At 67.5% G+C, this 24233-nt stretch carries 18 protein-coding genes and 6 pseudogenes; 13 read left to right on the top strand and 11 right to left on the bottom strand.

Going from position 1 to position 24233, the window contains the following annotated elements:
- Positions 1 to 86 precede the first annotated feature (86 nt).
- The 3 genes from T428_RS0116530 to T428_RS0116520 all read left to right on the top strand — a co-directional run bounded on the left by T428_RS0116530 (position 87) and on the right by T428_RS0116520 (position 6536).
- Positions 87 to 4922, top strand: coding sequence for a cation-translocating P-type ATPase (locus T428_RS0116530; protein WP_025737344.1), 4836 nt, complete (start codon positions 87 to 89; stop codon positions 4920 to 4922).
- A gap of 395 nt (positions 4923 to 5317) precedes the next feature.
- Positions 5318 to 5680, top strand: a complete 363-nt coding sequence (locus tag T428_RS0116525; protein ID WP_025737343.1) for a hypothetical protein — start codon at positions 5318 to 5320, stop codon at positions 5678 to 5680.
- 118 nt (positions 5681 to 5798) lie between these two features.
- Positions 5799 to 6536: a hypothetical protein gene (locus T428_RS0116520; protein ID WP_025737342.1), complete on the top strand. Its 738-nt coding sequence runs from the start codon at positions 5799 to 5801 to the stop codon at positions 6534 to 6536.
- On the opposite strand, the pseudogene T428_RS28795 reads toward T428_RS0116520, so the two are convergent.
- From T428_RS28795 to mrf, 3 genes and pseudogenes are all read right to left on the bottom strand, one after another.
- Positions 6533 to 8087 (bottom strand): annotated as a pseudogene (locus T428_RS28795) (AMP-binding protein). The gene T428_RS0116520 and the pseudogene T428_RS28795 overlap by 4 nt on opposite strands.
- Positions 8084 to 8965 (bottom strand): annotated as a pseudogene (locus tag T428_RS28790) (SDR family NAD(P)-dependent oxidoreductase). The pseudogenes T428_RS28795 and T428_RS28790 overlap by 4 nt, the downstream one beginning before the upstream one ends.
- A 143-nt stretch (positions 8966 to 9108) precedes the next feature.
- A complete protein-coding gene (gene mrf, locus T428_RS0116505) occupies positions 9109 to 10314 on the bottom strand; it encodes a ribosome hibernation factor-recruiting GTPase MRF (protein ID WP_036468234.1) in 1206 nt (401 codons plus the stop codon).
- Between the two features lie 58 nt (positions 10315 to 10372).
- On the opposite strand from mrf, the gene T428_RS28785 reads away from it, so the two are divergent.
- Genes T428_RS28785 through rpsR form a run of 3 tightly spaced genes read left to right on the top strand, consistent with a single transcriptional unit; the run spans position 10373 to position 10953 of the window.
- Positions 10373 to 10537, top strand: a complete 165-nt coding sequence (locus T428_RS28785) for a hypothetical protein (protein ID WP_425412044.1) — start codon at positions 10373 to 10375, stop codon at positions 10535 to 10537.
- Positions 10537 to 10701: a 50S ribosomal protein L33 gene (rpmG, locus tag T428_RS0116495; protein ID WP_025737340.1), complete on the top strand. Its 165-nt coding sequence runs from the start codon at positions 10537 to 10539 to the stop codon at positions 10699 to 10701. The genes T428_RS28785 and rpmG overlap by 1 nt, the downstream gene beginning before the upstream one ends.
- Positions 10702 to 10953, top strand: coding sequence for a 30S ribosomal protein S18 (rpsR, locus tag T428_RS0116490; RefSeq protein WP_025737339.1), 252 nt, complete (start codon positions 10702 to 10704; stop codon positions 10951 to 10953). It begins immediately after the preceding gene.
- Here the strand turns inward: rpsR and T428_RS0116485 are convergent.
- The 3 genes and pseudogenes from T428_RS0116485 to T428_RS28780 all read right to left on the bottom strand — a co-directional run bounded on the left by T428_RS0116485 (position 10950) and on the right by T428_RS28780 (position 14345).
- The gene (locus T428_RS0116485) at positions 10950 to 12347 is read right to left on the bottom strand and encodes an aldehyde dehydrogenase family protein (protein ID WP_025737338.1); all 1398 of its coding nucleotides are present in this window, start codon (positions 12345 to 12347) and stop codon (positions 10950 to 10952) included. The genes rpsR and T428_RS0116485 overlap by 4 nt on opposite strands.
- Before the next feature lies 1 nt (position 12348).
- Entirely contained in the window at positions 12349 to 13440 is a 1092-nt protein-coding gene (locus T428_RS0116480; protein ID WP_025737337.1) for an AMP-binding protein, read from the bottom strand.
- A gap of 116 nt (positions 13441 to 13556) precedes the next feature.
- Positions 13557 to 14345, bottom strand: a pseudogene (locus T428_RS28780) (SDR family oxidoreductase).
- Positions 14346 to 14556: 211 nt separating this feature from the next.
- Between T428_RS28780 and T428_RS33675 the strand changes: the two are divergent.
- From T428_RS33675 to T428_RS33665, 3 genes are read left to right on the top strand one after another with little or no spacing between them, the layout of a single operon-like run.
- The gene (locus T428_RS33675) at positions 14557 to 15093 is read left to right on the top strand and encodes an amidohydrolase family protein (protein ID WP_211243965.1); all 537 of its coding nucleotides are present in this window, start codon (positions 14557 to 14559) and stop codon (positions 15091 to 15093) included.
- Positions 15090 to 15323 carry a hypothetical protein gene (locus tag T428_RS33670; RefSeq protein ID WP_211243964.1) on the top strand — a complete coding sequence of 78 codons (234 nt, stop codon included), beginning with the start codon at positions 15090 to 15092 and terminating at the stop codon, positions 15321 to 15323. The genes T428_RS33675 and T428_RS33670 overlap by 4 nt, the downstream gene beginning before the upstream one ends.
- A 33-nt stretch (positions 15324 to 15356) precedes the next feature.
- Entirely contained in the window at positions 15357 to 15545 is a 189-nt protein-coding gene (locus T428_RS33665; protein ID WP_211243963.1) for an amidohydrolase family protein, read from the top strand.
- Here T428_RS33665 and T428_RS0116465 read toward each other — a convergent pair.
- Positions 15538 to 16494 (bottom strand): oxygenase MpaB family protein, encoded by a 957-nt coding sequence (locus T428_RS0116465; RefSeq protein WP_025737336.1) that lies wholly within the window; start codon positions 16492 to 16494, stop codon positions 15538 to 15540. The genes T428_RS33665 and T428_RS0116465 overlap by 8 nt on opposite strands.
- Positions 16495 to 16579: 85 nt before the next feature.
- Between T428_RS0116465 and T428_RS0116460 the strand changes: the two genes are divergently transcribed.
- The 3 genes and pseudogenes from T428_RS0116460 (at position 16580) to T428_RS0116450 (ending at position 19442) form a co-directional block, all read left to right on the top strand.
- Positions 16580 to 17179 (top strand): TetR/AcrR family transcriptional regulator, encoded by a 600-nt coding sequence (locus tag T428_RS0116460; RefSeq protein WP_025737335.1) that lies wholly within the window; start codon positions 16580 to 16582, stop codon positions 17177 to 17179.
- Between the two features lie 20 nt (positions 17180 to 17199).
- A pseudogene (locus T428_RS28770) lies at positions 17200 to 18582 on the top strand (adenylate/guanylate cyclase domain-containing protein).
- Between the two features lie 122 nt (positions 18583 to 18704).
- A complete protein-coding gene (locus tag T428_RS0116450; protein ID WP_025737334.1) occupies positions 18705 to 19442 on the top strand; it encodes a class I SAM-dependent methyltransferase in 738 nt (245 codons plus the stop codon).
- A 43-nt stretch (positions 19443 to 19485) separates the two neighbouring features.
- Here T428_RS0116450 and T428_RS28765 read toward each other — a convergent pair.
- A pseudogene (locus T428_RS28765) lies at positions 19486 to 19943 on the bottom strand (SRPBCC family protein).
- A 70-nt stretch (positions 19944 to 20013) separates the two neighbouring features.
- Positions 20014 to 20712 (bottom strand): annotated as a pseudogene (locus T428_RS28760) (SDR family oxidoreductase); the annotation flags it as partial.
- A 78-nt stretch (positions 20713 to 20790) separates the two neighbouring features.
- On the opposite strand from T428_RS28760, the gene T428_RS28755 reads away from it, so the two are divergent.
- Entirely contained in the window at positions 20791 to 21363 is a 573-nt protein-coding gene (locus T428_RS28755; RefSeq protein ID WP_036468232.1) for a CGNR zinc finger domain-containing protein, read from the top strand.
- 602 nt (positions 21364 to 21965) lie between these two features.
- On the opposite strand, the gene T428_RS0116430 is transcribed toward T428_RS28755, so the two are convergent.
- Together T428_RS0116430 and T428_RS0116425 are read right to left on the bottom strand one after the other, a co-directional pair.
- Positions 21966 to 22733 (bottom strand): DUF2127 domain-containing protein, encoded by a 768-nt coding sequence (locus tag T428_RS0116430; RefSeq protein ID WP_025737333.1) that lies wholly within the window; start codon positions 22731 to 22733, stop codon positions 21966 to 21968.
- A gap of 53 nt (positions 22734 to 22786) precedes the next feature.
- A complete protein-coding gene (locus tag T428_RS0116425) occupies positions 22787 to 24175 on the bottom strand; it encodes an MmgE/PrpD family protein (RefSeq protein ID WP_025737332.1) in 1389 nt (462 codons plus the stop codon).
- Positions 24176 to 24233: the final 58 nt, after the last annotated feature.

The following is a 24233-nucleotide window of genomic DNA, read 5'->3' as shown; positions in this document are numbered from 1 at the left end:
CCCGGCCTGCCTTCGGGTACAGATGTGGACAGGTCCCCAGCACCCCAGGATCATTAGCGCGACAGACGTATTTGAAGGATGACCGAATGAAGATTCCGGGTGTAACCAACGTCGTCGCTGGTCTCACCGACGGGGCGGCCCAGCTGGTGAAAGCCGGCGTGTCCACCGCGGCGGGCGCCGCGGGTGCGGTGCAGCTCCTGGCGAGCCCGGTAGTCGAACTGGCCGGACCCGTGGTGCAGTCGATGGCCGACTCCACCACCCGGGCCCTCGGAATCACCCCGTCATCCAACGGGTCTGCTGCCCCCATCGCCCCGCCGGTGCGCTGGCAAAGCGGTCGCCGGGTGCACCTGGACCTGGATCCCTTGCTGCCGTTCTCGCGCTGGTACGAGTACTCGGCCGTCGTCGAGGAGCCGGTTCGCCGGATCCCGGGCGTAGCCGAGGCCCACGTCGAGGGCTCCCTGGGCCGGTTGGTGTTCGAACTCGCCGAGGACGCCGAAGACTACGACGCCGTCCTGGACGAGGTGCGATCGACGGTTGCCGCGATCGCCGCCGACCTGGCTTCCACGAAGTCGGACGTACCGATTTCCGCGCCGTTCGCCGACCCCGGCAACCCGCTGGCAATTCTGGTGCCGCTCACCTCGGCGGCCATGGACATCGTCGCGATGACCGCCGCCGTCACCGGCCGGGTGACGCGTCTGCCCGCCGCGCCGCAAACCACCCGGGCAGCCGCCGCCCTGATCAACCATCAACCCCGGATGGTGTCGATCCTGGAGTCCCGCCTGGGGCGGGTGGGCACCGATATCGTGCTGGCCGCCACGACCGCGGCGGCGCACGGGCTGACCCAATCGTTCGGCACACCGCTGCTCGATATGACGCAACGGACGCTGCAGATCACCGAGGCGGCGGCACACCGTCGGGTGTGGCGCGAGCGCGAGCCGCACCTGGCGTCACCCGAGCGTCCGCAGGCGCCGGTGGTCCCGGTCATCTCCTCGGCCGGCGCCAAATCCCACCTGCCTCGGCACAGCTGGGCCGCCGCGGCGGCGGGCGAAGCCTCGCACGTCGTGGTCGGCGGAGCCATCGACGCGGCGATGGACACCGAGAAGGGTTCGATGGCCGACCCGGTGGAGGCCTATGTCGAGTCGGCGGCCAACGGCTCGCTGATCGCCGCGGCCAGTGCGCTGGTGGCCGGCGGCGGCACCGAAGACGCGGCCGCCGCGATCGAGGCCGGCGTGCCCCGCGCCGCGCACATGGGTCGGCAGGCATTCGCCTCGACGCTGGGCCGCGGCCTGGCCAACGGCGGGCAACTGGTTCTCGACCCCGGCGCCCTGCGCCGGCTGGATCGGGTGAAAGTGGTCGTCATCGACGGCGCTGCGCTGCGGGGTGACCACCGCGCCGTCCTGAAATCGGTCGGCGAGGCGCCCGGGTGGGACGACGACCGGGTTTACGAGGTCGCCGACGCGCTGCTGCACGGAGAAGAGGCGCCCGAGCCCGACGACGACGAGCTGCCCGCTACCGGCGCACACCTGAGATGGGTTCCGGTGCAAGGTCCGTCGGCCACCCCCGCGCAGGGTCTGGAAAGTGCGGACCTCATGGTCGACGGCGAATGCGTCGGCAGGGTCGACGTCGGTTGGGAGGTCGACCCGTACGCGATTCCGTTGCTGCAGACCGCGAACCGGACCGGGGCCCGGGTGGTGCTGCGTCACGTCGCCGGCACCGAGGATCTGACCGCCAGCGTCGCCGCGACGCACCCGCCCGGCACACCGCTGCTGACCGTGGTGCGCGAGCTGCGGGCCGATCGCGGCCCGGCGCTGTTGATCACCGCGGTGCACCGCGATTTCGCGTCGACCGACACGCTGGCCGCCTTGGCCATCGCCGATATCGGTGTGGCACTTGATGATCCACGTGCCGCCACCCCATGGACCGCCGACATCATCACCGGCACCGACCTGGCCGACGCCGTGCGCATCCTGTCCGCGATTCCGGTGGCCCGCGCGGCCAGCGAATCGGCGATACATCTCGCCCAGGGCGGTACGACGCTGGCCGGTCTGCTGCTGGTCACCGGCAGCGACCAGGAGCGGTCCAGCAACCCGGCGAACTTCCGCCGTTGGCTCAACCCGGTCAACGCCGCCGCGGCCACCGCGCTGGTGGCCGGAACCTTCTCAGCCGCCAGGGTGCTGCGCCTGCCCGACCCCACCCCGCAGCCGCTCACCGCCTGGCACGCGCTGGACCCCGAGATCGTGTACGCGCGGCTGGCCGGCGGTTCGCGACCGCTGGCCGTGGAGACTTTGACCCCGTCCTGGCGTCGCCGCCTCGACGACCTGTCCTACAGCCCACCCTTCGCGGGACTGCGCGGACCGCTGCACAACCTGGCGCGGCTGGCCGCGGCCACCCGGGTCGAACTCTCCGACCCGCTGACCCCGATTCTGGCGGTGGGGGCCGCCGCGTCGGCCATCGTCGGCAGCAACATCGACGCGCTGCTGGTCGGCGGCGTCATGACGGCCAACGCGATAACCGGTGGGGCACAACGATTGCGGGCCGAGGCCGCGGCCGCCGAGCTGTTCGCCGAGCAGGATCAGCTGGTACGTCGGGTCGCGGTCCCCGCCGTGGCCACCACCCGGCGCCGCCTGAAGGCGGCCCGGCGCGCCACCCGCACGGTCACGGTGTCCGCCAAGTCGCTGCGGCCCGGTGACGTCATCGACCTGGCCGCACCCGAGGTGGTTCCGGCCGACGCGCGACTGCTGGTGGCCGAGGACCTCGAGGTCGACGAGTCACTGCTGACCGGCGAGTCGCTGCCGGTCGACAAACAGGTGGAGCCCGTCGCCGTCAACGACCCGGAGCGGGCGAGCATGCTGTTCGAGGGCAGCACGATCGTCGCCGGTCACGCTCGCGCGATCGTCGTGGCCACCGGGGTCAACACCGCTGCGCACCGGGCGATCTCGGCGGTTGCCGACGTCGAAACGGCGGCCGGTGTGCAGGCCCGGCTGCGCGAACTCACTTCCAAGGTGCTGCCGTTGACGTTGACCGGCGGGGCCGCGGTGACGGCGCTGGCGTTGCTGCGGCGCGCGTCGCTGCGGCAGGCCGTCGCCGACGGTGTCGCGATCGCCGTGGCCGCCGTGCCGGAGGGTCTGCCGTTGGTGGCCACGCTGTCCCAGCTGGCCGCCGCGCAGCGCCTGACGTCGCATGGGGTGCTGGTCCGCTCCCCGCGCACGATCGAGGCGTTGGGCCGGGTCGACACCGTGTGTTTCGACAAGACCGGCACGCTCACCGAGAACCGGCTGCGCGTGCTGTGCGCGATGCCGCACGACGCCCGGCCGGGCGATCCATTCTCGGAGGCCGAGGATCCGCGCTCGGCCGCGGTGCTGCGGGCCGCGGCCTGGGCGTCGCCCCAACCCCAGGACGGACAAGGACACGCGCACGCCACCGACGAGGCGATCATCACCGCCGCGAGTTTCCTTCTCACCAAGAACAATTCGGGCTGGCAGCTGCTAGCCGAGGTGCCGTTCGAGTCCAGTCGTGGCTATGCCGCCGCGATCGGCACCCTGAGCGCGGAGGCCGACAAGCCGGTGTTGATGCTCAAGGGCGCACCCGAGGTGGTGCTGCCCCGCTGCCGGTTCGCCGACCCGGAGGCCGACCGGGCGCACGCCGAGGCGGTGGTGCGCAGCCTCGCCGAACGGGGTTTGCGGGTGCTGGCGGTGGCCCGCCGCCCGTGGCCGAACGGGACCACGCACGACAAGGACACCGACGTCGACGCCGTCGACGCCACCGCACACGATCTCGAGCTGCTGGGCTACGTCGGCCTGGCCGACACGGCACGGGAATCGTCACGCCCGTTGATCGAGGCGCTGGAGGCGGCCGGCCGTGAGGTGGTGCTGATCACCGGAGACCACCCAATCACGGCCCGGGCGATCGCCCGCCAGCTGGGGCTGCCGGCGGATGCGCGGGTCATCACCGGCGCCGAACTGGCCGGTCTCGACGAGGACGCCGCCGCCAAGGTCGTTTCCAACGTCCAGGTGTTCGCCCGCGTCAGCCCGGAGCAGAAGGTGCAGATCGTGGCCGCGCTGCAGCGCTGCGGCCGGGTGACGGCGATGGTCGGCGACGGCGCCAACGACGCCGCGGCCATCCGGATGGCCGACGTGGGCATCGGGGTGAGTGGGCGCGGTTCGTCGGCCGCCCGCAGCGCCGCCGACATCGTCCTGACCGACCGCGATCTGAGTGTGCTGCTCGACGCGCTGGTCGAGGGCCGCAGCATGTGGGCCGGTGTTCGCGACGCCGTCACGATCCTGGTCGGCGGCAACGTCGGCGAGGTGCTGTTCACCATCATCGGGACCGCGTTCGGTCAGGGCCGCGCGCCGGTGGGAACCCGTCAGTTGCTGCTGGTGAACCTGCTCACCGACATGTTCCCCGCGCTGGCGGTTGCCGTCACGTCGCAGTACGTCGAACCCGACGAGACCGGGTACGAATCCGAGGAGCAGGCCGAAAACGCCCGCGCCGCACACCGTCTCGCGGTGTTGACCGGTCCCAGGCCCTCGCTCGACGCCCCGCTGATGCGCCAGATCGTCACCCGCGGCGTCGTCACGGCCGCGGGCGCGACCGCCGCCTGGACCATCGGGCGCTGGACACCCGGCAGCGAACGGCGCACGGCCACAATGGGATTGACGGCGTTGGTGACCACGCAGCTGGCCCAGACGCTGCTGACGCGCCAGCACAGCCCGCTCGTCGTGGCCACCGCGCTGGGCAGCGCGGGTGTGCTGGTCGGCATCGTGCAGACCCCGGTGATCAGCCAATTCTTCGGATGCACACCACTGGGACCGATCGCCTGGTCGGGCGTGATGGGGGCCACCGCGGGCGCCACCGCGATCTCGTGGCTGGCGCCCAACTGGCTCAACAAGACCATCGGAGTCATCCAGCCGGACCAAGAGTGAGACGCCGGGCACGGTAGCCTCGAGATTATCGAGCGGGACCGACGAAACCCCGGATGATCCGGCACGCCATGTGGTCCAATTCCCTAGATGCGGCAACAGTGATCGATCATCATCCGACGGCATCCCAATCTTGACCCCCGTGATCGTGTCGGGAAGCTAGGAGTCTTTATGTCACGTCCAACGCATCGACAGTCAACTGCCCGACATGGGTGCACCATCGCGGTTGCAGTCGCCTGTGCCGCAACACTATTCGGGTGCGGCTCGCCGGCGAAAGGCCCGCAGGGTTCGCCGGCGTCTGGGACGACGTCGACTGCACCGCAGCGATCGACACGAGCGACTCTGCCCGGCACCCAGGGTGATCGATTGCCGCGGAACTCGTCGACGATCTACGCGGGTTGCGATCCCGCAGTCCAACCCAACGCCCCCAAACGGGCCAGATCTTCGATACGCAAACCGGCGACAATATCGCCTTGCCGCATCCGGCGATCGCCGCCGGCGAGAAGCTGATGGCGCAGGGCTGCGCGGTCGCGACCACCAACGACGGCAAGCAACGGGTCATCTACCTGCTCACTACCAAGACGCCGTCCCAAGGGTTGACTCCGGAGTCTCAACAGACCAACCTCATCGCCTTTGATCCGTCAAATCCCCAACCGACAGCAAAAAAGCCGTTTTCGTCACCGACTCCCGGAAACGAAGTCGACGCAAACTGGTCGATTTATCCAGCCTCTGGCGAGTTCGTGGTCGCCCACTGGTCGTGACCCGATTTGCTCTCGGTTGCGTTCTTCGACCCCAATACGCTTGAGACGAAGGCGCACCTCGAGGTCGCACCGAACACCCGACACCGGCATCAGGGGAATCAACTACGACGGTTACGCCGTGCAGAACGCCATCAAAGGGCCCACCTACACCACTTTCGATTTGCATTTCCACAGTGGCGCCGACGGGACCGAAGTCGGCACATTCCGCAACCTCGGCAATATCATCGCGGCAGATCATGGCTTCCTACTCGAACACAACGTGCAAGCCACTCCCAAGGCCGGAGCATCCGTCGACCCGGCGGATCTTGCGCCTGGTGTCTTCTATTTCGACATACGGACACGGGACATCACCGGTCCCATCGCGCCCTACCTCGACATGAGTCAGGGCATGGCTCCCTCCCCAACGATTCCCGCGCTGGCGGAGGCCTTCACCTACGGTGACACGATCATCTTGGCGGGCAGTGACAGCCGTCGCGGTGGGTATCTCAAGATCTTCGACACGACCGCCAAGAAAGAAGTCTTCGGATTGAGCGACCAGCAGATCAGCGGCCTGAAAATTTCGGATGCGGATATCGGCGGAAACCTTGTCTATCTGAAGAATGAATCCGACAACCCGGTGATCGACTACCGCACATCGAAGACCATGTCCGCAGGATGGTCCGTGCGCCCGCTTGCGAAGCTGGACGGCGGATGGGTCCTGCTTCGCACCGAAGGACCCAAGACTTCAACTGGTTCCAACACTTTGTGCGTAGGCAGCTACAGCTTTCCGTGCGGCGGCGGCGCAACAGCGATGGATCGCTCCGGTGCATATCTCGCCCGTGGGGCAACCGGTGACTACGACGGTCCGTGGTTTTAGCCCGATAGCTCCTTGCGGATGACCTTGCCGGCCGGGTTGCGCGGAATGCTGTCGACGACATGAATGTCTCGGGGCTGCTCGAAGCGAGAAACCTTGCCCTTCAAGTAGTCTCGTAGCGCCGCCACGTCGATCTCCCGCTGATTGCGGGCAACGACGAATGCGGCCAGTCGGCACCCGAATTGTTCGTCGGGCACCCCCACGACCGCGTTCTCGGCGACGTCGGGATGCCCGGTGAGCGCATTTTCCAGCGCCTGCGGATACACGTTCTCGCCGCCCGACACGATCATGTCGTCCTCGCGGCCGACGATGTAGAGCCGGCCCGAGTTGTCCAGATAGCCCATGTCCCCGGTGCTGGTCATCTGGTCGATGACCGTTTTGGCGCCCCCGCCGATGTAGCCCTTGGTCGTCAGCTCGCCACCCACGAAGATGCGGCCGGTCACCCGCGGTCCGACGGCCCTGCCGGTCTTGTCGAAGATGCGAACCGGGCACCCCGCCACCGGCCGTCCGACCGTGTCCGGGGCATGGCGTAGCTCGAAAAGTGTTGCCAACGACCCGATTCCGACTTCGGTGGAACCGTATCCGTTGTAGAGGATTTCGCCGTAGGCGTCCATGAAACGGCCGGTGAGGCTGGATCGAGCCGATCGCCGCTGGAGATCACGACCAGCAGCGACAACGGGTTCGCATGCGTACCCGTTTCGGTAAATCCATGATGCGCGCCAGCATGATCGGGACCACGCTGAGCGCATCGGCGCGCTGCAGCGATGCCTGGGCCAGCGTCGCCTCGGCATCGAAGCGGCGATGCGTCAGAACCGTACCGCCCAGGCTGATCGTGAGCATCAGCATGCCCAGGCCCAGACCGTGAAACATCGGTACCGCCACCGGGATTCGCGATCCCACCCGCAGCCCGGTGCGCTCGAGGATCGTCATGCCGACGCCGACTCCCGAACTCATCCGCGGCATCCGCGGGACGCCCTTTGGCGTACCGGTGGTGCCCGAGGTCAGCAGGATGAGCCGACCGGACTCGATGACGCGCGGTCGCGGCACGCCCGGGCGGCCCTGCACGGTCGCCGGGTCGATGACGTCCACCGCGGGCGCGGCATCGCTGACCCACTCGGTAAACTCGTTGTCGCAGAACATGTTTCGCACCTGGTGCGAACCCAACGCGGTTGCCAGCGCGGTGGCGCGGAACTCCGTGTTCACCAGCACCACGTCCGCACCGACCAGGGCCGCGGCGAACACCGACGCCGCGAAGTCCCGGCCATTGCGGCACATGATTCCGACGGCCTCACCGGGGCCCGCGCCGTCGCGGACCAGCTCGTGGGCGAGCGCCTCGGTCTTGGATTGCAGTTCGCGGTAGCTCAGCGCGCCGTCGTCGATGATCGCCGTGCGGTCCCGCCAGCGCGCCGCAGCGACGGCCAGCAGCGTCGACAGGTTGGTGCCGCACCGATACACCTCGCGGATCAGCCGCAGCACCGCGATCGGGGTGGGCACGCTCAGCAGCCGCGACGACACCAGGGCTCGGGCCGTCGTGGCGACCACACCGTCGGTCATCCGCCGTCCTCTCGGTCGGCGAAAAAGCGTCGATGCCACAGCCGGGCCGCCCAGTCCACCGGGCCGGCCAGCAGCACCGATGCCAGCTCGGCCGGAAACACCCAGGGCGGTTCGACGGTACGCGGGCGCTCGACGACTGCCTTGGCGATGACGTCGGCCGCCTCCTCCGGGGACAGACCGGGCAACCGGCCCAGGATCGGTGTCGGTGCGATCATCCGGGTTCGAACCAACGCGAAGTAGACCGACGTGACGGCCACGCCGTCGGCGTGCAGTTCCGGCGCCACGCTGCGCAGCCAGCGATCGAACGCGCCCTTGGACGCCTGGTAGGCACCCCATTGCGGGCCGGGCACCACCCGCACGCCGACGCTCGACACGTTCACGATGTGGCCGCCCCCGTTTTCCCGCATGGCCGGCAGCAGTCCCAGCAACAGCCAGATCGGCCCCAGGTAGTTGATGTCGATGGTGCGCTGGAAATCGTGCGGGCGGTCGTATTGCTGATGCAGCGAACGGCGCAGCGATTTTCCGGCATTGCTGATCACGAGGTCGAGGGCGCCGTGGTTCTCGGTGATTTGCTTGGTCAGCACGTGGACGGCGGCCTCGTCGCTCAGATCCGTCGGGTAGGTCACGGCGTGCCCGCCACCGGCATTGATCGCCGCCGCGAGATCGTCGAGCCGTTCGGCCGATCGCGCCACCACCAGTACGGTCGCCCCGGCCGCCGCGAGCCGGCGGGCCGTGGCCTCCCCGATTCCCTATGACGCGCCGGTGACCAGTGCCGTCTTACCCGAAACCGCGGCGCGCAGCTTGTCCGGATCCACGACCCGCGCCGGGTTGGCCAACCGGTCCGTCGCCGTCTTAAAGGCCTGGCCTATCAAGTTCACCTTCACACCGCATTCACCGAGAGGCGTGCCGAGTCCTGGTGCAGCGCTGCTTTCCCAACGCTTTGCGACTCGTAACCTACAGCTACCAGACCGCGGGCACCGGCCAAACGCCGGTACCGGCTGCGGGCCGATGCGGTGTCAGATCATGATTCGCGACGCTGCGAGTCGGACGCGACTTCCTCGGTCGCGCCGGAGGTTTCGTCGCAGGGGTCCTCGTGCCAATCGCCGAACGGGTCGCGATAGCCGCCCCACTCCCGCGGTTGCGCCATTTCCGCGTCGGTCAGCAGCGCCCCGTGCAGGGCGTCGAGAATGTCGGGGGGCTGCCCGCCGCAGATCAACACCGTCATCGCGGTGTGCCGGTCGCCGAACCGGTATTCCCACTGCAGCTCGGCGAACAGCCGCCGGTCGGCGACGACGTTAGCCGCCTCGTGCGTGGTCATGGCCGCCAGCCACTTCCCGGCGCCGGCGACCCGCAGGCCGCCGCCCGCGGACTCCAGCCACATGACCTGGTCTGGCCGGCTGGCCAGCCACAGCCGCCCGCGGGTGCGCACCACACCGGTCAGCAGCAGGTCCACCGCGGCGTGCAAGCGCTCGGGGTGAAACGGGCGGCGGGCGTTGAACTCGACGATTTGCACGGGCCCGTCGGCGCCCAGCGGCGGGCGGCCGGCGAGCAGCCAGCCGTGCGGATGATCACTGCGGCCGCGTCGCGAGTCGTCCTCCAGATTTGCCAGCGCCACGTCGACGCGTTCGAGCCCCACGGTGATCCGCGCCCGCGGCGCAAGCCGGCGCAGCACGGCCCGCGTCACCGGCTCCGGACGGGTCAGCACCAGCAGGTCGGCGAACTCGGCCTGGCCGACGACGACCTGGGCCGTCGTGCGGCCATCCGGCAGCACGTCGTCCCCGAGCGCGCGGGTGAGCCAGCGGTGCGAGTCGATGCACGTCACCACCCCGGCGATCGCCACGTCCGGGACGGCCGGGCCGTCCGGGGAGCCGGGACCGATCCGCACCCGGACGTGATTGATCGCGACGCAGATGGGCTCCGGTTCCAGCCACTGCGACAGATGCACGACGATCCGATCGACCCCGTCGTGGCGGGCCAGTTTGCGCAGCAGGGTCGGCAGGTCGTTGCGCACGGTGCAGGACACACACCCGTGGGCCAGCTCCAGCGCCTCCTCGGCGGTGGTGAGTTCGCCCTTGCACAGCACGGCCGTCGTCCGCCTTACCGCTTGGCCGTCGAACCGATGCTCAACGACCACGGTTCCGGGCCGACGCAGGAACGCCCCCGTCACCGCGTCGGTGTCGCCCTGACCCGCTACCAGCACCACCGGGTCCGCATGCCCACTCCTTATTGCAAATGATTTTCAATAACCGCGTGCCGGTCGAGCGTCGGGTTGTCGGGCCAAAACGGTGCCAATTCACCCGACAACTCGACGTTCGGCACAGAGAGGAGGCGTCATGCCGGAGGGCAGGCACATCACGCTGCGGGTGAGTGCCAAGAGCATCAAGGTGATCGACCGCGACGGCATCGTCGCCGTCGTCGCCCGACTGCGCCGGGAAGGCCGGCGCACCTGATGGCGCGCAACGAGATTCGGCCCATCGTCAAGCTGCGTTCGACGGCGGACACCGGCTACACCTACATCATCCGCAAGAACCGCCGCAACGACCCCGACCGGCTCATGCTGCGCAAGTACGAACCGCTGGTGCGTCGCCACGTCGAGTTCCGGGACGAACGCTGAATGGCCGAGAAGTCAACGACCCGCCCGGCCCGAACTCGGCCGGTCGAGAAGAAGAAGAACCTGCTGGCCAGCCTGGGTCTCAAATACGTGGGCTACAAAGATATCTCGACGTTGCGAATGTTCCTCTCCGAGCGCGGCCGGATCCGGTCCCGCCGCGTCACCGGCCTGACGGTGCAGCAGCAACGGCAGGTGGTTACCGCGGTCCGGAACGCCCGCGAGATGGCGCTGTTGCCGTACATCGACGCCGGCTAATCCCGGATGAAGCCCTTGTTCCGCATCAGGACGTCCGCCAGGAATCCGTCGTGCGGGATCTCCGGTGCGCCGTAGTATGTCGGATGGTTTCCGCGGTAGACGTTGCCGATCGCCGAGTCGCCGAGCAGACCGTCGATTAGGTCGTCGGCGGCGGTAATCACGTTGACCACCAAGGATTTTCGCAGCGTCGCCAGGCCGTCGGCGCGCGACCACGGCGACACCCACACACACGGGAACGCCAGTTCGGTGTTGAGCTTGTCGACGTCGGGTGCGGTCAGCAGGTGCACGGCCGGCCGCAGGGCGGCATAGCCGGCGCCGACCGCGGCGACGACCTGATCGGCGCCGAGCAGCGCGGTGGTGCCGGCGGCCTTGGCCGCCAGATATGCCGCCAGCGCCTGCGCCTTCTCGACGGGCTGGGTGGGCAGGATCGCTTGCTCGTCCTCGGTGGGCAGCGGCTCGAGCGCCGCCAGCCGGTCGGCAATCGCCGCGGCCAGCGGGGCCGGGTCACCCTCGTAGAGCACGGCGGTGGCGTTGACACAAGCCATACCAACGAGATTGGCGATCGAGTCGACGATCAGGTCCAGGTGGTCGCGCCAATCACGATCGGCGGTGATCAGGATCTTGGCCCGGCCCGGTCCGTTCACCATCACCGTCGGGTCGGCGGCGTATTTGTCGACGACGTCCTGACCGCCGTACACCATGGCCAGATCCGCGCAGCGAATGATCTCGTCGGCGCAGGCGTGATCGGTGGGCAGAAAGACGACGTCTTCGTACCGAAAGCCGGCCTGGCGCAAGGCACTAACCAGTCGGTGCCCGGTGAGCGGTTCACGCCGCGACGGGCGTACCGCGACCCGGTAGCCCAGGGCGAGCGCTTGGGGCCACAACCCGTGCACACCCGGGCCGTTTCCGGCGGCGTGCACGGCGAACACCTCGCCACGGCGCACCCAGACCGCCCCGCCGGCGCGGGCACGGTCCTCGCGCCAGTCGCGGGCCGCGCCGGTCGGCTGGGCCGGTCGCACCGCGTCGACGGCATGCGCTACCGCGTCGGCCACGCCGCGGGCCCCGGCGCGGGTGACGGCAATCGGCACTCCCGAAATCCGGCTGGCCAGTTCGACATACGCGTCGAAGTCGAGGCCGCCGATTTCCGCGGCCGCAAAGATGTCGGCGGCGACTGCCAACGTCTTTTCCCGCTGTGCGGCCGGCAGCGGCACGACCTTGCGCTGCGCGGCGATGGTGCGCGATACATACAGCGGTGGCACCAGACTCAACTCGGCGACGGGTGCCCCCGCCGTGGTGGTGACGATCTCGCGGTTACGGGTCCGGTATTCGCCGGTGGGGCCGAGGGCGTCGAGCAGCACTAAATCAGCGGCCACACCGGATGTTTCGCCACGCACGTCAGTAGACACCCTCGATGACGGCCTCGCCTTCGAAGGTGGCGACCGGCCGTACCGCACTGACCGAGTCGCTGAGTTGGCCTGCGGGCCCGCGCATCCGGATTGCCATGTCGCGTTCCAGGTTGTTCGGCAGGAACATGCCCTTGCTGATGTGGTTCATCACCACCTGGCCCAGCTGTCCGTAGGGCACCCGCTCTCCGGTGTCGGGATCGACCACCCAGAACACGACACAGGGTGTGCGCGGGTCGAAAACGAACGCGTCACCGTCGATCCGGGTGACGGCCTGTGACAGGATCATCGTGCTGCCGAATGCCATCGTGATCGTCGTATTCGGGAAGATGTCGCGCAGCAGGTCCAGCGTGTCGGCATCCACATGCGCGCCGCTGAGCAGCAGGTAGCGAATCTTGGCGTTTACCAAGTCCACCAGGCCGTCGTCGCGGGCAATCGCCTCGAGCAACGGCGGAGTGGCGTGTAGATTCGCGACGTTCTGTGTCTGCAGCACGTGTGCCGCCTGCTCGAGGACGTGGTCGACATAGGCCGCCACCTCACCGACGGCATTGCGCGCGGCGATCTTCTTCACCCAGCGGGGATCGATGTCGATCGCATGAAACGCCGAGCCCAGCCGCTCGGCGACCAGCCGCGAGAAGAAGCCCACGCCGTGCGGACCACTCGGCATCAGGCACAAAAAGCCCCGGCCGCGCTGAAAGCCGCCGGTGGCGAAGTCCTCGGTTTGCCATTCGATGACTTGCGCAACCCAATCCGGTAGTTGCGCAGTACGTTTCGGAGCCCCGGTGGTACCGCCGGATTCGAAGACCTGCGGCACCGGCGGAGGTGAACCGTAGCCGCGCGGGATCAGATCCTCGACCGGCACCTTGCGCAGCTCGCTGAGCAGGTTCGGAAACAGCCGCAGATCGGCGAAGGTCTTGACATCGGTCAACGGGTCGAAGTCCAGCGTCTTGGCAATCCGCAGCCAAAACGCGGAGCCGGTGTCCTCGCCGAAGTGCCAGGCGACGGCCGCACGCAAATAGGCCTCGGCGTCTTCGACCGGTGCCGATCTCGGAACGTCCAACAACGAAAAGTCGATTTCGGCCATGTCCTCGATCCTGTCGCATGCCGGTCCGCGCCGCCACGCGGGTTCAGCCGCGCCAGGGCATACAAAGGCTGAACGTTAGCCCATTCCGCGGCGAATTCTGTGTAACCGCAAGGTTTTCAGCGGGCTGTTCGGCTGCTGCCCGCGCCGCGCAGCCACGCCGTGATCGCCTCGTTGAAAGCCGGGTAGATCTCCTGATAGGTGCCGTCGCGTTCGGCGTAGCGAAAGTTCTTGACCCGCTCCACCACGATCTCCTCGGCCTGCGGCTGCGACTGCAACAGTGCCATCATCTCGGCGATGTAGTCATCCAACGGCATCGCCCGCGGGTCGAATCCGCGCTCCCCCTGCAGCGCGGTCTGCACATGCGGCGGAATGATCTCGATGACCTGGACCGCGGTGTCGCGAAGCTGGAACCGCAGGGACTGCGTGTAGGAGTGCAGGGCGGCTTTGGATGCGCAGTAGGTCGGCGGGAGCGCACTGGGCATGAAAGCCAGGCCGGACGTCACGTTGAGGATCGCCGCGCGCGGCTTTCGCAGCAGCGCCGGAAGCAGGGTCGAGATGAGGCGGATCGGGCCCATCAGGTTGGTCGCGATGCTCTGTTCCGCCGCGCCGGCGTTGCTGGCGGTGAGGTCCTCGACGCGTTGCGTTCCGGCGTTGTTGATCAACACGTTGAAGTTTGGTTAGCGGTCGGTCAGCTCGACCGCTAACCGCCGGACGTCGGCCGCATCGGACTGGTCCAGCGGCAGATACCCGATGCCGGGGTTGGCCTCGACGACGGCCCGCAGCAGCTCACGACGACGGCCGGCGATCACGACCTGGTTGCCGAGCCGGTGCAGTGACTCCGCGAGACCGCGGCCGATCCCGCTGCCACCGCCGGTGACCAAAACGGTATTACCCGTCATTTGCATTGCTGCGCTCCTCACGCTCGGGCTGACGTAGCGGGATGCTCAGATCTGCCTTGAGGTAACCACGAGTTTCCGCCCGAGTCACCACCCTTCGGCCCAGCTCTGCGGCTATGCGTCACAGACATACCTCTTATACGCGACATTCATTTCACAAATAGCCGGCGCAGGCGCAGAGTCGAAGGGAGACCCGGTAATCCGACAGTGAGAAAACCCGATGCGCTACATCGCTTTAGAGGAAGCGTTCTTCCTTCCCGAACTCGCCGAGCGCCAGCCCACTTCGGAGCACCAGCAGCTGCAGAAGCGCATGACCGCCGAATACGCCCGGCGCTGTCAACTCCGGCTCCCCGACATCGGCGAGCACCGATTGGCCGAGATGGACGACGCCGGGATCGACATCCAGGTGCTCTCCCTGACGTCGCCGGGACTGCAGGTCGACATTTACGCCGAACGGGCCCGCGACAACGCCCGCTTCGCCAACGAATACCTGGCCAAGGCGATCAACGACAATCCGGATCGGTTCCGCGGATTCGCGGCGTTGCCCTTGCAGGACCCCGTCGCCGCGGTGACCGAACTGGAGCGCGCCGTCACCCAGGACGGTTTCTGCGGCGCCCTGGTCAACGACTGCATCACCGGACCCGGCGGCCGCTACCTGGACGCGCCCGAATACGACGAGCTGTGGGCGGCGGTGGAATCCCTTGGCGTGCCACTGTATTTGCACCCCGGCGCACCCCGGCCGATCACTGGCAGGTGATCGCGGGGCGCCCGGAGCTGTACGGCGCGACCTGGAGCTGGGCCGCCGAAGTCGGCGGACATGCGCTACGGATCCTGTTCAGCGGCGTGTTCGACCGGCATCCCGCAGCGACGATGATCTTGGGACACATGGGCGAGTTCCTGCCGTTCCAGCGCAACCGCATCGACTCCCGCTTCGCGTCGACGGCGCTGGCGCAGACCAGCACGCTAAAGCACGCGCCGTCGAGCTAACTGGGCACCAACATCGTCTTCACCAACAGCGGTGTGTTCTCACCGGCGGTGATGACGGGCGCCGTGCTCGAGGTCGGCGCCGACGCGCTGATGTTCTCCATCGATGACCCGTACGAGTCCTCCCACGAGGCGGTCCGGGGCTTCGAACAGACGACGCTGTCGCCCGCCGACCGGGAGAAGATCGCACACGGCAACGCCGAACGGCTGCTGCGGATCAGCTAGCCGCGCGGTTGTGCAGCCGGCGCGGGTCAACGCCCGCCCGGCGCCAGGCCGTCACCGCCCATGGCGTGTAGAGCAACCAAAGCGGAAGCCGGTTGAACACCGGATTCAACGCCCGCATCATGGCGGCAAAGCGCTGAAATCGCTTCTCCTTCTTGGCATCCCACTGCAACTGGCACACGTCACGCATCTGCTGCGGCATGGTTCCGACCAGCACGAGACGGGTGTAGGCGTTCAACGGCGCGGACAATATCTTCCAGATTCCCTTGGGCATCCAGCGCGGTCCGGGAATGCCCTTGCGGATGTAGCCGGTGCCGTACAGCACGGTCTTGTGCGGCACGAACCGCTCGAGCATGTCGTCCCAATAGGCGAGGAAGTCGGCGTAGGTCTCCGGTTGGCCGCGACCGCTGACGCCGTAGAGGCCGTACCAGAGCTTGCCTTCCTCGAAAATCTGTTCCTTCTCCGCGTCCGACAACCGGCGGATGAACGTGTCGGTGTTGTAGATCACTTGATCGACGAAAGTCGCGTGCGCCCAATAGAACAACTCGGGGTTCAGGGCGTGATACCGCGAGCCGTCGCTGATGGTGCCCTTGATCGATTTGTGGAAGTCGCGCACCTTGCGACCCCACTCGTGCGGCTCGTCGGAGTAGACGGTCTTCATCAACGGCGGGGCGGTTCGCTTGGCCCGGCCCAACGTGTCGCTGAAGATCACCGAGTGGTCCAGCACGCCCTGGGCAAGCTGCTCGATGCAGTTCTCCACACCGGCAACTCGCTGGAACCCGAAGAATTGGGTGCGGTGATCGCCGTAGAACTTCCAGATCAGCGAATCGGGCCCGAGCCGCGCCGCGGTCTCGTCGTCGACCGGCCCGTCGACCACGACGGGGACCGCCTCCCGCACGCCGGCGTCGAAACGGGTGCCGGCCGACTGGTCGTTTAGGGCGGTCACACCCAACCTCCCCGTGAATCAGTGACACAAACATGTATCTTTGTGTCACCGTAGCATTCGGGCGTCGACAGTGCCGAGGAGGTGGTGATCCGTGCGGAACCGCAGCCCGGACGGCAATCTCGTCGACGCCGCCAGGATCGACGACACCATCCTGGACACCGCACGGGCGGTCTTCGAGACCTACGGCGTGCGCCGCGCGAACATCGAGGACGTCGTTGCCCGGGCCGGGGTCAGTCGCAGCACCGTCTACCGGCGGTTTCCCACCAAGGACGATCTGGTCGAACAGGTGGTGCGCCGCGAGGGTGAGCTGTTTTTCGCCACCTTGGACCGGGCTACCGCCGGCTGCACTCCGGCCGAAGCGGTGATCGAGGCCTTCACGCTGGGGGTGCGCCTGGTCCACGACTCCCCGCTGTACTCGCGCATCATAGAAAGCGAGCCCGAGCTGTTGGGGCTGTTCTCCCGGTCGCACGTCTTCCCGATCGGCCAATTCGCCGCCGGGATCGCGCACACGCTGCGTCGATGCGGCGCGGACATCCCCGACTCCGACCTGACCGACATCGCCGACATGCTGCTGCGGGTGGCGCTGGGCATCATCGTGTTCCCCACCGACCGGCTCGACATCTCCGACCACGCCGCGGTGCGCAAGTACGCCGCGCGCTACCTGGCCCCGATCATCGGCGCCCTGTCTTAGCCCTGCATTAGCCTGGGTACGTGGCGCCGGTTCCGCGGACCCGGTACGCCAGTTGCGGCGAGATCGACATCGCCTATCAGGTTTTTGGCGATGGGCCGATCGACTTGCTGGTGCTGCCGGGCCCACTCATTCCGATCGACTGTGTCGACAGCGAGCCGTCGATGTACCGCTTTCACCGTCGGCTGGCGTCGTTTTGCCGGGTGATCCGGTTCGACCAGCGCGGGATCGGCCTGTCGTCGCGGCTCCCTTCGCTGGACATGATCGGGCCGGAATGCTGGGCACAGGACGCGATCGCCGTCATGGACGCGGTCGGGTGCGAACGGGCGACGGTCTTCGCCCCCGGTTTCACCTCAATGGCCGGGCTGGTGCTGGCCGCGGATTTCCCCGAGCGAGTCAGTAACCTGGTGATCTTCAACGGCGGGGCCAGGACGCTGCGTGGTCCCGACTACCCGATCGGCAGCGACGAGACGGCCGCGAAACCGTACACACGACGATCGGGATCGAACCGGACGCCGTCGAGCGGGGCTTCGACATGCTCGGCATCATCGCTCCGTCCGTGGCCGCCGACGACGCGTTCCGCGCGTGGTGGGATCACGCGGGCAACCGGGCCGCCTCCCCGAGCATGGCCCGGCTCTTCATCTACACCATCCGGCGCTCCGACGTGCGCGACGTTCTGCCGCGCGTCAGGGCACCGACGCTGATCCTGCACCGCGACAATCCGGAATTCGCCCCGATCGGGCATGGCCATTACCTTGCCGAGCACGTTGCCGGCTCGCGCCTGGTCGAGCTGCCCGGCGAAGACTCCCTGTACTGGGTGGGCGACACCGCGCCGATGCTCGACGAAATCGAGGAGTTCATCACCGGCCTGCGCGGCGGCTCGGACGCCGAGCGCCTGCTGACCACGATCGTGTTCACCGACATCGTCGGCTCGACCGGGCGGGCCGCCCTGCTCGGTTACGATCGCTGGCGCGATCTGCTGGACAACCACGACGCCATCGTGCGCCGAGAACTGCAGCGCTTCTCCGGCCGCGAAGTCAACACGGCCGGAGACGGATTCGTCGGCGAGCTTCAGCAGCCCGAGCGCCGCGATCGCGTGTGCGGACGCCATCGTCGACGCGGTCCGGGTACTCGGGATCGAGGTGCGGGTCGGAATCCACGCGGGTGAGGTCGAGGTGCACGGCGGGGCGGTCAGAGACGACATCGCCGGCATGGCCGTGCACATCGCCGCCCGGGTCGCCGCCCAGGCCGGCCCCAGTGAGGTATTGGTATCCTCGACGCTGCGCGACATCGTCACCGGGTCGCGGCATCGGTTCACCGACCGTGGCGAGAGCGCCCTCAAGGGCGTGCCGGGCGAGTGGCGGCTCTACGCCCTGGTGAGCGAGCACGCCGTCGTCAAGCGTTAACGAAGGCCACATTCTCGGCGGGTCGAGGCACCCGGTGGCCGCGCGTAGGCTGCGTTGGGGAACTCAACGTCGCGGCTCCTGTATTTCGGCGTACAGCTTGGCATTTGATCGAAGGAGTACGCATGACTGACGTACACGTCTCACTTCCTCCCGCATTGCGCAGGGCGCTGGATTTGCTGGCCGATCCGCCGGCGAATCCGGACGCGGGCAAGGGGTATCTCGATTTGCTCGACGCCGAATCGGAGCACGTTGCCAAGAACACCGGCCCGATCCAGGCCGCATGGGCATCGCCCATCGGCTCGCTGCTGTACGACAACGCCCAGGCGTTCTCACGACGGCTGCTCACCGCGTTGCAAAACCCCGCCGACTGGCTGGACATCCCGCCGGGCGGAACCGTGCTGGACGTCGGTTCCGGTCCGGGCACCGTCACCGCTTCGCTGGCCCGCGCCGCGGGCAAGGATGGACTCGCCCTGGGCGTGGACATTTCCGAAGCGATGCTTGCCCGCGCCGTGCGCAACGAGGCAGGACCGCACGTCGGCTTCATAAGGGCTGACGCACAACGACTTCCGCTGCGGGACGACACCGTCGATGCGGTGGTCTCGCTGGCGGTGCTGCAATTGGTGCCGGATCCGGCCGCGGCGTTGGCCGCGATGGCGCGGGTGCTGCGGCCCGGCGGACGACTGGTCGTCATGGTTCCGACCGCGGGGCGGGCCGCGCGGGTCTGGCGGCTGCTGCCCAACATCGGGGCGCACATGTTCGACGAAGACGAAATCGGCGACATCCTGGAAGCCAACGGGTTCGCCAACGTGCGCGTCAAGAACATCGGCACGTTCCAGTGGATGCGCGCCAAGAAGGGCTGACGCCCAGTCGCACGTGGGCCGGCCGCGGCGCTTCCGCGGGCTGCTAACCGAGCTGCTGGGCCAGCATGGCGAGCTTGTCCATCGACTCGCGCAACATCTCGGGCGTGGTCGAACGCGCCTTCTCCAGCCGCGTCGCGTTGGTCAGCGCGGTGAAGTCGTAGGTGTGGGTGACATTGGTCAGGTGGGATTGATCTCGCTGAGCTCCCAGCGCCACAGGTGACCGGGCGGCTTCTTGCCGGGTTCTGCTGGGCGCCAAGCGATCTTGGTGCCCTCGATGAACTCCACGACGTGATTCTCCCGCACCGCGCCGTTGGTCAACGTGGTCTTGAGCACGTCACCGACCGCGCGGACGCGCTGTCCCGGAGCCGAGGAGGCCAGGTTGTTGTTCCCGTCCCAGCTCGGCTGACTCGACGGCTCGGCGATCAGTTCAAAGATTCGCTCGGCGCTGGCGGAGATGAAGCGCGTCGCGCTGACAATGCCTTCGGGAACCGTATCGGCCATAGACCAATCCAAACACGTTGGGCGCGCCGATGGGGGCCGGCCCGGCGCCGACCCCCATGGCGGGTGCATCTCAGCTCACGCGGAACAGCTCGGCCGGTCCGGCCAACGCGGCCTTGGCCTGGCGGGAGTCCTGGTCGGCGAGCACCTCGACCTCGCCGTCCCGGATGCCGTCGACGATCTGGCGGGCGACATCATGTGGGTCGTTCTTCGGTGCCGAGAACCCGGCGGTCATGTCGGTGTCCGTGTAGCCCAGGTGCACCGAGGTGACCAGCGTGCCCTGCTTCTCGAGCTCGACGCGCAACGAGTTGGTCATCGACCAGATCGCGGCCTTGGAGTCGCCGTAGCCGCCGAAACCGCCCACCCAGGCCAGCACCGAACTGATGTCCACCAGGGCTCCGCCACCGTTTTCGGCCAGGATCGGCGCGAACGCCTGGGCCACCCGAAGTGCACCGAAGTAGTTGGTTCGAACACCTCGCGCACCTCGTCGACGTCGCTGGTGAGCAGCTGGGCCGCTCCGATGATACCGGCGTTGTTGACCACAATGTCGGCATCCGACGCCGTAAGCGGCAGGGCCGCAACCGAATCCGCCTTGGTCACGTCGAGCGCGACGCTGACGACGCGGGGGTCGGTGCTGGGCTGCGGGGTACGCGCGGTGGCGTAGACCTTGGCCGCACCCCTACTCAGAAACTCGTCCACGATGGCCTTGCCGAGTCCGCGCTGTCCGCCGGTGACCACGACCGTCGCTCTCTTGATGTTGACCATGATCCACACTCCTTGACTTAGGTAAAGTATCTTTGCCTATGTCACATTAATTGCCGGTCGTGACATAGCCAAGTAGAATTTGGCTATGTCGACATGGCCTGCGTCACACCGCTTCGAACTCACGACCGCGCCCGAGGGCCTCGGGTTGGTGCACGACTTCCTGAACACGGTCCACCAACCCGACCTGTTGGCCGACACCGCACTCGCGCAACAGTGGCTAACCGGCGCGGTACGGATGTGGTCGGAACTGCGCGGCGTCGGCGCCAACCCACCCGGCCTGGCCGATGCGGACCTACCGAAGCTTCGCGCGCTGCGCCGCACCATCGCACAGCTGGTACGCGGGGAAACCCCCGCCGGCGGCGCGACCGCTGCCGCGTCGTTGGTCGTTTCCGACAGCGGCGAGGTCCGGCTGGAACCGGCCGGCACTGGCTGGCGCTGGCTGGCCTCGGCGCTTTGGGGTGAGATCCTGCTCAGCCAGCAAGCGGGCACCTGGCGGCGACTGAAGCAATGCCACAACGACCCGTGCGAATCGACGTTCTACGACCGCTCGAAGAACAACAGCGGCGTGTGGTGCAACGTGAAGACGTGTGGCAACGTCGCCAACCTGCGGGCCTCGCGGGCGCGCCGGCGCGAACGTGAACGGGCCGCGCAGAACTGAATCGCCTTCGAGCGCCCATCAAAATGATTGCGCAGCAACGGAATTGCTCGCCGTTGGCATAGATGGCGCCGATTGTCACCGCGCTCCGTCGGGGGGTGACTCGCACTTCAGCCGCCGGCCGTTGGCCCTGGCATCGTCGGGGCGATCCTACCGGCCCGATCAGGGAGTCAGCAGCGCTCGGCTCCCCTGCGCATGACGCGCGCGTCATCTGACTGCCTGCGTGACCTGTTTCTCCGCACCAGGTTCAGCGCGTCACAGGCGCGAGCTTTGATTGGGGCCACTACATCGAGGTTGGTAGCGCTCTGATTGGTCAAGGTCTGCAGTGTTTGCACGTCTCGACCCCTCCTACGCCAGCCTAGTTAGCCGACTCGTGTATTTCACCGCAGCTGTTTTACAAGTGTGCAGCAGGTTGGTAAACGCGGTGAAAATTCGGGTTGTGGCATGGCGCACATTCCGGGACGTTCTGTACCGCTCGCCACGTTCCACCTCATCGTGGTGTCCAAACGGCACGGTTAGCTTCACGCCGACGAAAATGCTGCTGCCTCAAGGGAAATCCCCTCGCCCAACGCTGGGCAGCATCCAGTGTGCCACATCCGCGAGCATCAGGCCGTCAAGGCGGCCCGCTCCACGTCGAGGAGCTGCTCGTCGCGCCGTTCCTCGTCGTAGGCGTCGCGGCCGCCGCGCGCGCCGAACAGGCGCTTGGAGACCACCAGGTAGATCACCGCCAAGATGTTGATGCCGAAGGTGACCAGCCGCGTCATCGTCGTGATGCCCTTGGCCAGGTCGTGAATCTCCAGCGGCAGGAATACCCCAGTGGCGATCACCGCGAAGTACTCGCCCCACCGCTTGAGCAACCACAGGCCGACAGCCTCGATCACCTCGATAAGGGCGTAGCAGGTCAGCATCAGCGTCAGCAGCGCCAAGGTCGAAGGCTTGGCGGCCAGCGCCTTTTCGAGCTCGTGCACAATCGTCATCTGGTCGACCTTGAATCCGGCGGCCCGAAAGATCGGCAGGTCGCGGTCGAGGGTGGCCTGGATGGATCCCCGTGCGCCGCGGAACGTCCACACCACGTACGCCGCCAGCGCGATCGCCACCGCCCGGAACAGCCGCTCGACCGCAAGCGCACGAATGATGATGGCTTGTCGTAAAGCCTTGCCGCGCATAATCATCGGCGCGTCTTCTGCGTGGCCCCGGCCGTGTGGTTCGCCGACGACGAATTCCCCGCAGCGCAGGCATCGCCACACCGCACCGAGTCCGGTCGTGCCGCTGAGCCGGTCGGCACGCCCCTGCTCGGCGGGCGCGTAGGTGACATGACCTGCCAGCGCGCAGGTAACCAACTCCCACCGGTTGATGCCGCGATCTTTGCGCATGGCCGATCATTCAACGCGGGCAGCTAACGACGCAAGAGGGCGCGCGCAGCCCGTCAGAACCGCGGCCGGCTGCGGGGACGTTGCCCTACCGGGCTCACCGCGCCCAAAAGTCCGGTGAGTTCGCTGATCGGGATCTCGTCGACGTGCTCGACGGCGGCGATGATGTCGGTCCGCAGCGCGTCGTCGCAGCAGGGCTCGGCCAGCCAGTTGAATTTGTCGACGACGCGGTCCCACGTCAACGGTCGAGTCGGTGATCCCTCGTAATCGCTTTCCTCGCGCGTGAATTCCCGTCCGTCTCGGGTGCGCACATGCACCCGCGTCGCCGTGCGTTGCGGATAGTCTGCGGTCAGGTCGGCCGCGGCGACGACGTCGACCCGGGCCAACAGCTCCTGGACGTCGCTGCGCAGAACACGGTCGTTTTCCAGCTGTTCGGGACCCGCTCCCCCGTCGAGCAGTGCAACGGCGGACAGATATTTGAGGTTGTAGTCGGCCTGCTCCTTGGTCCGCGGATGATCCTTGTCGCCGTAGGCGCCCCCGCCGGCGATGTCGTACGCGGTCGCAAACACCTCGACCCGCACCCTCGCGACGTCCTCGCCGCGCAGCTGGTGGGCCGTCCGAATCGCCAATAGCGCGTCGATGATGGCCTGTCCGTCGATCAACGCGCAGAACTGCTTGAGGTAGGCATGTTCCACCGCCGTGAGCCCGCGGTGGGCGGTGTTGAAATCGATTGGCTGATCGAAGAGTTGGACCAGGCCATGCGGACCCTCGAACAATGATTTGGGTCCGGTGATCCCGCATCCGGCCAATATCGTGGTGTACACCGCACGCATCCCGGTGATCGCCGGGGAGATGCCTTTCCAGTTCGACACCGGTTCGGCGTGAACCGCGGCAAGCGAGACGTTGTCGGCGGCAGCGGCGGCGATGGCATGCACGGTCTGCTCAGCGTCCAAGCCGAACAACTTCGCCGAACCGGCCGCCACCGACATCGCCAGCTGCAGCGCGTGATTGAGGCCTTGCGCCATCACGGGAACCTGTGCGCTGAAACGACATTGGGCCTCGTAGGCGACCGCAAGTGCGAGCAGGAAATCGGCGCCGCTGGCATCGACGTGTTCGGCCACGGCCAGGATCGCTCCGAAGTTGTCGGCCGGGTGGCAAAGGCCGCTCACGGTGAGGTACGTGTCGAGCAGGTCGGGATAGCGCACCAGCACGGCGTTGAAGAACGCGGCCTGGTCGACCGAGGCCCGACCGCCGCCGATCAGCGTCGCCGAGGCGGCCCCGCCGAACTGGCCGGTGTGCTCACGGATCGTCGGGATGAGTTCGCCGTCGAGTGCTCCCACGGCGCAGGCGATGCTGTCGAGCACGTTGCGTTTGAGCAATGCCCGCGGGTGTGCGCTGAGATCCGCCGGCTGTGCGCCGACGACGAACCCGGCCAGTTCGTCCACAACGTATCGATGTGCCATCGCTTTTCGCCCCTCCGTCGTTACCTCCACTCAAACGCGG

The sequence above is a fragment of the Mycobacterium genavense ATCC 51234 genome (genome assembly GCF_000526915.1).
GTDB classification, from domain to species: domain Bacteria; phylum Actinomycetota; class Actinomycetes; order Mycobacteriales; family Mycobacteriaceae; genus Mycobacterium; species Mycobacterium genavense.
This window is presented reverse-complemented; position numbering and strand designations above follow the sequence as displayed.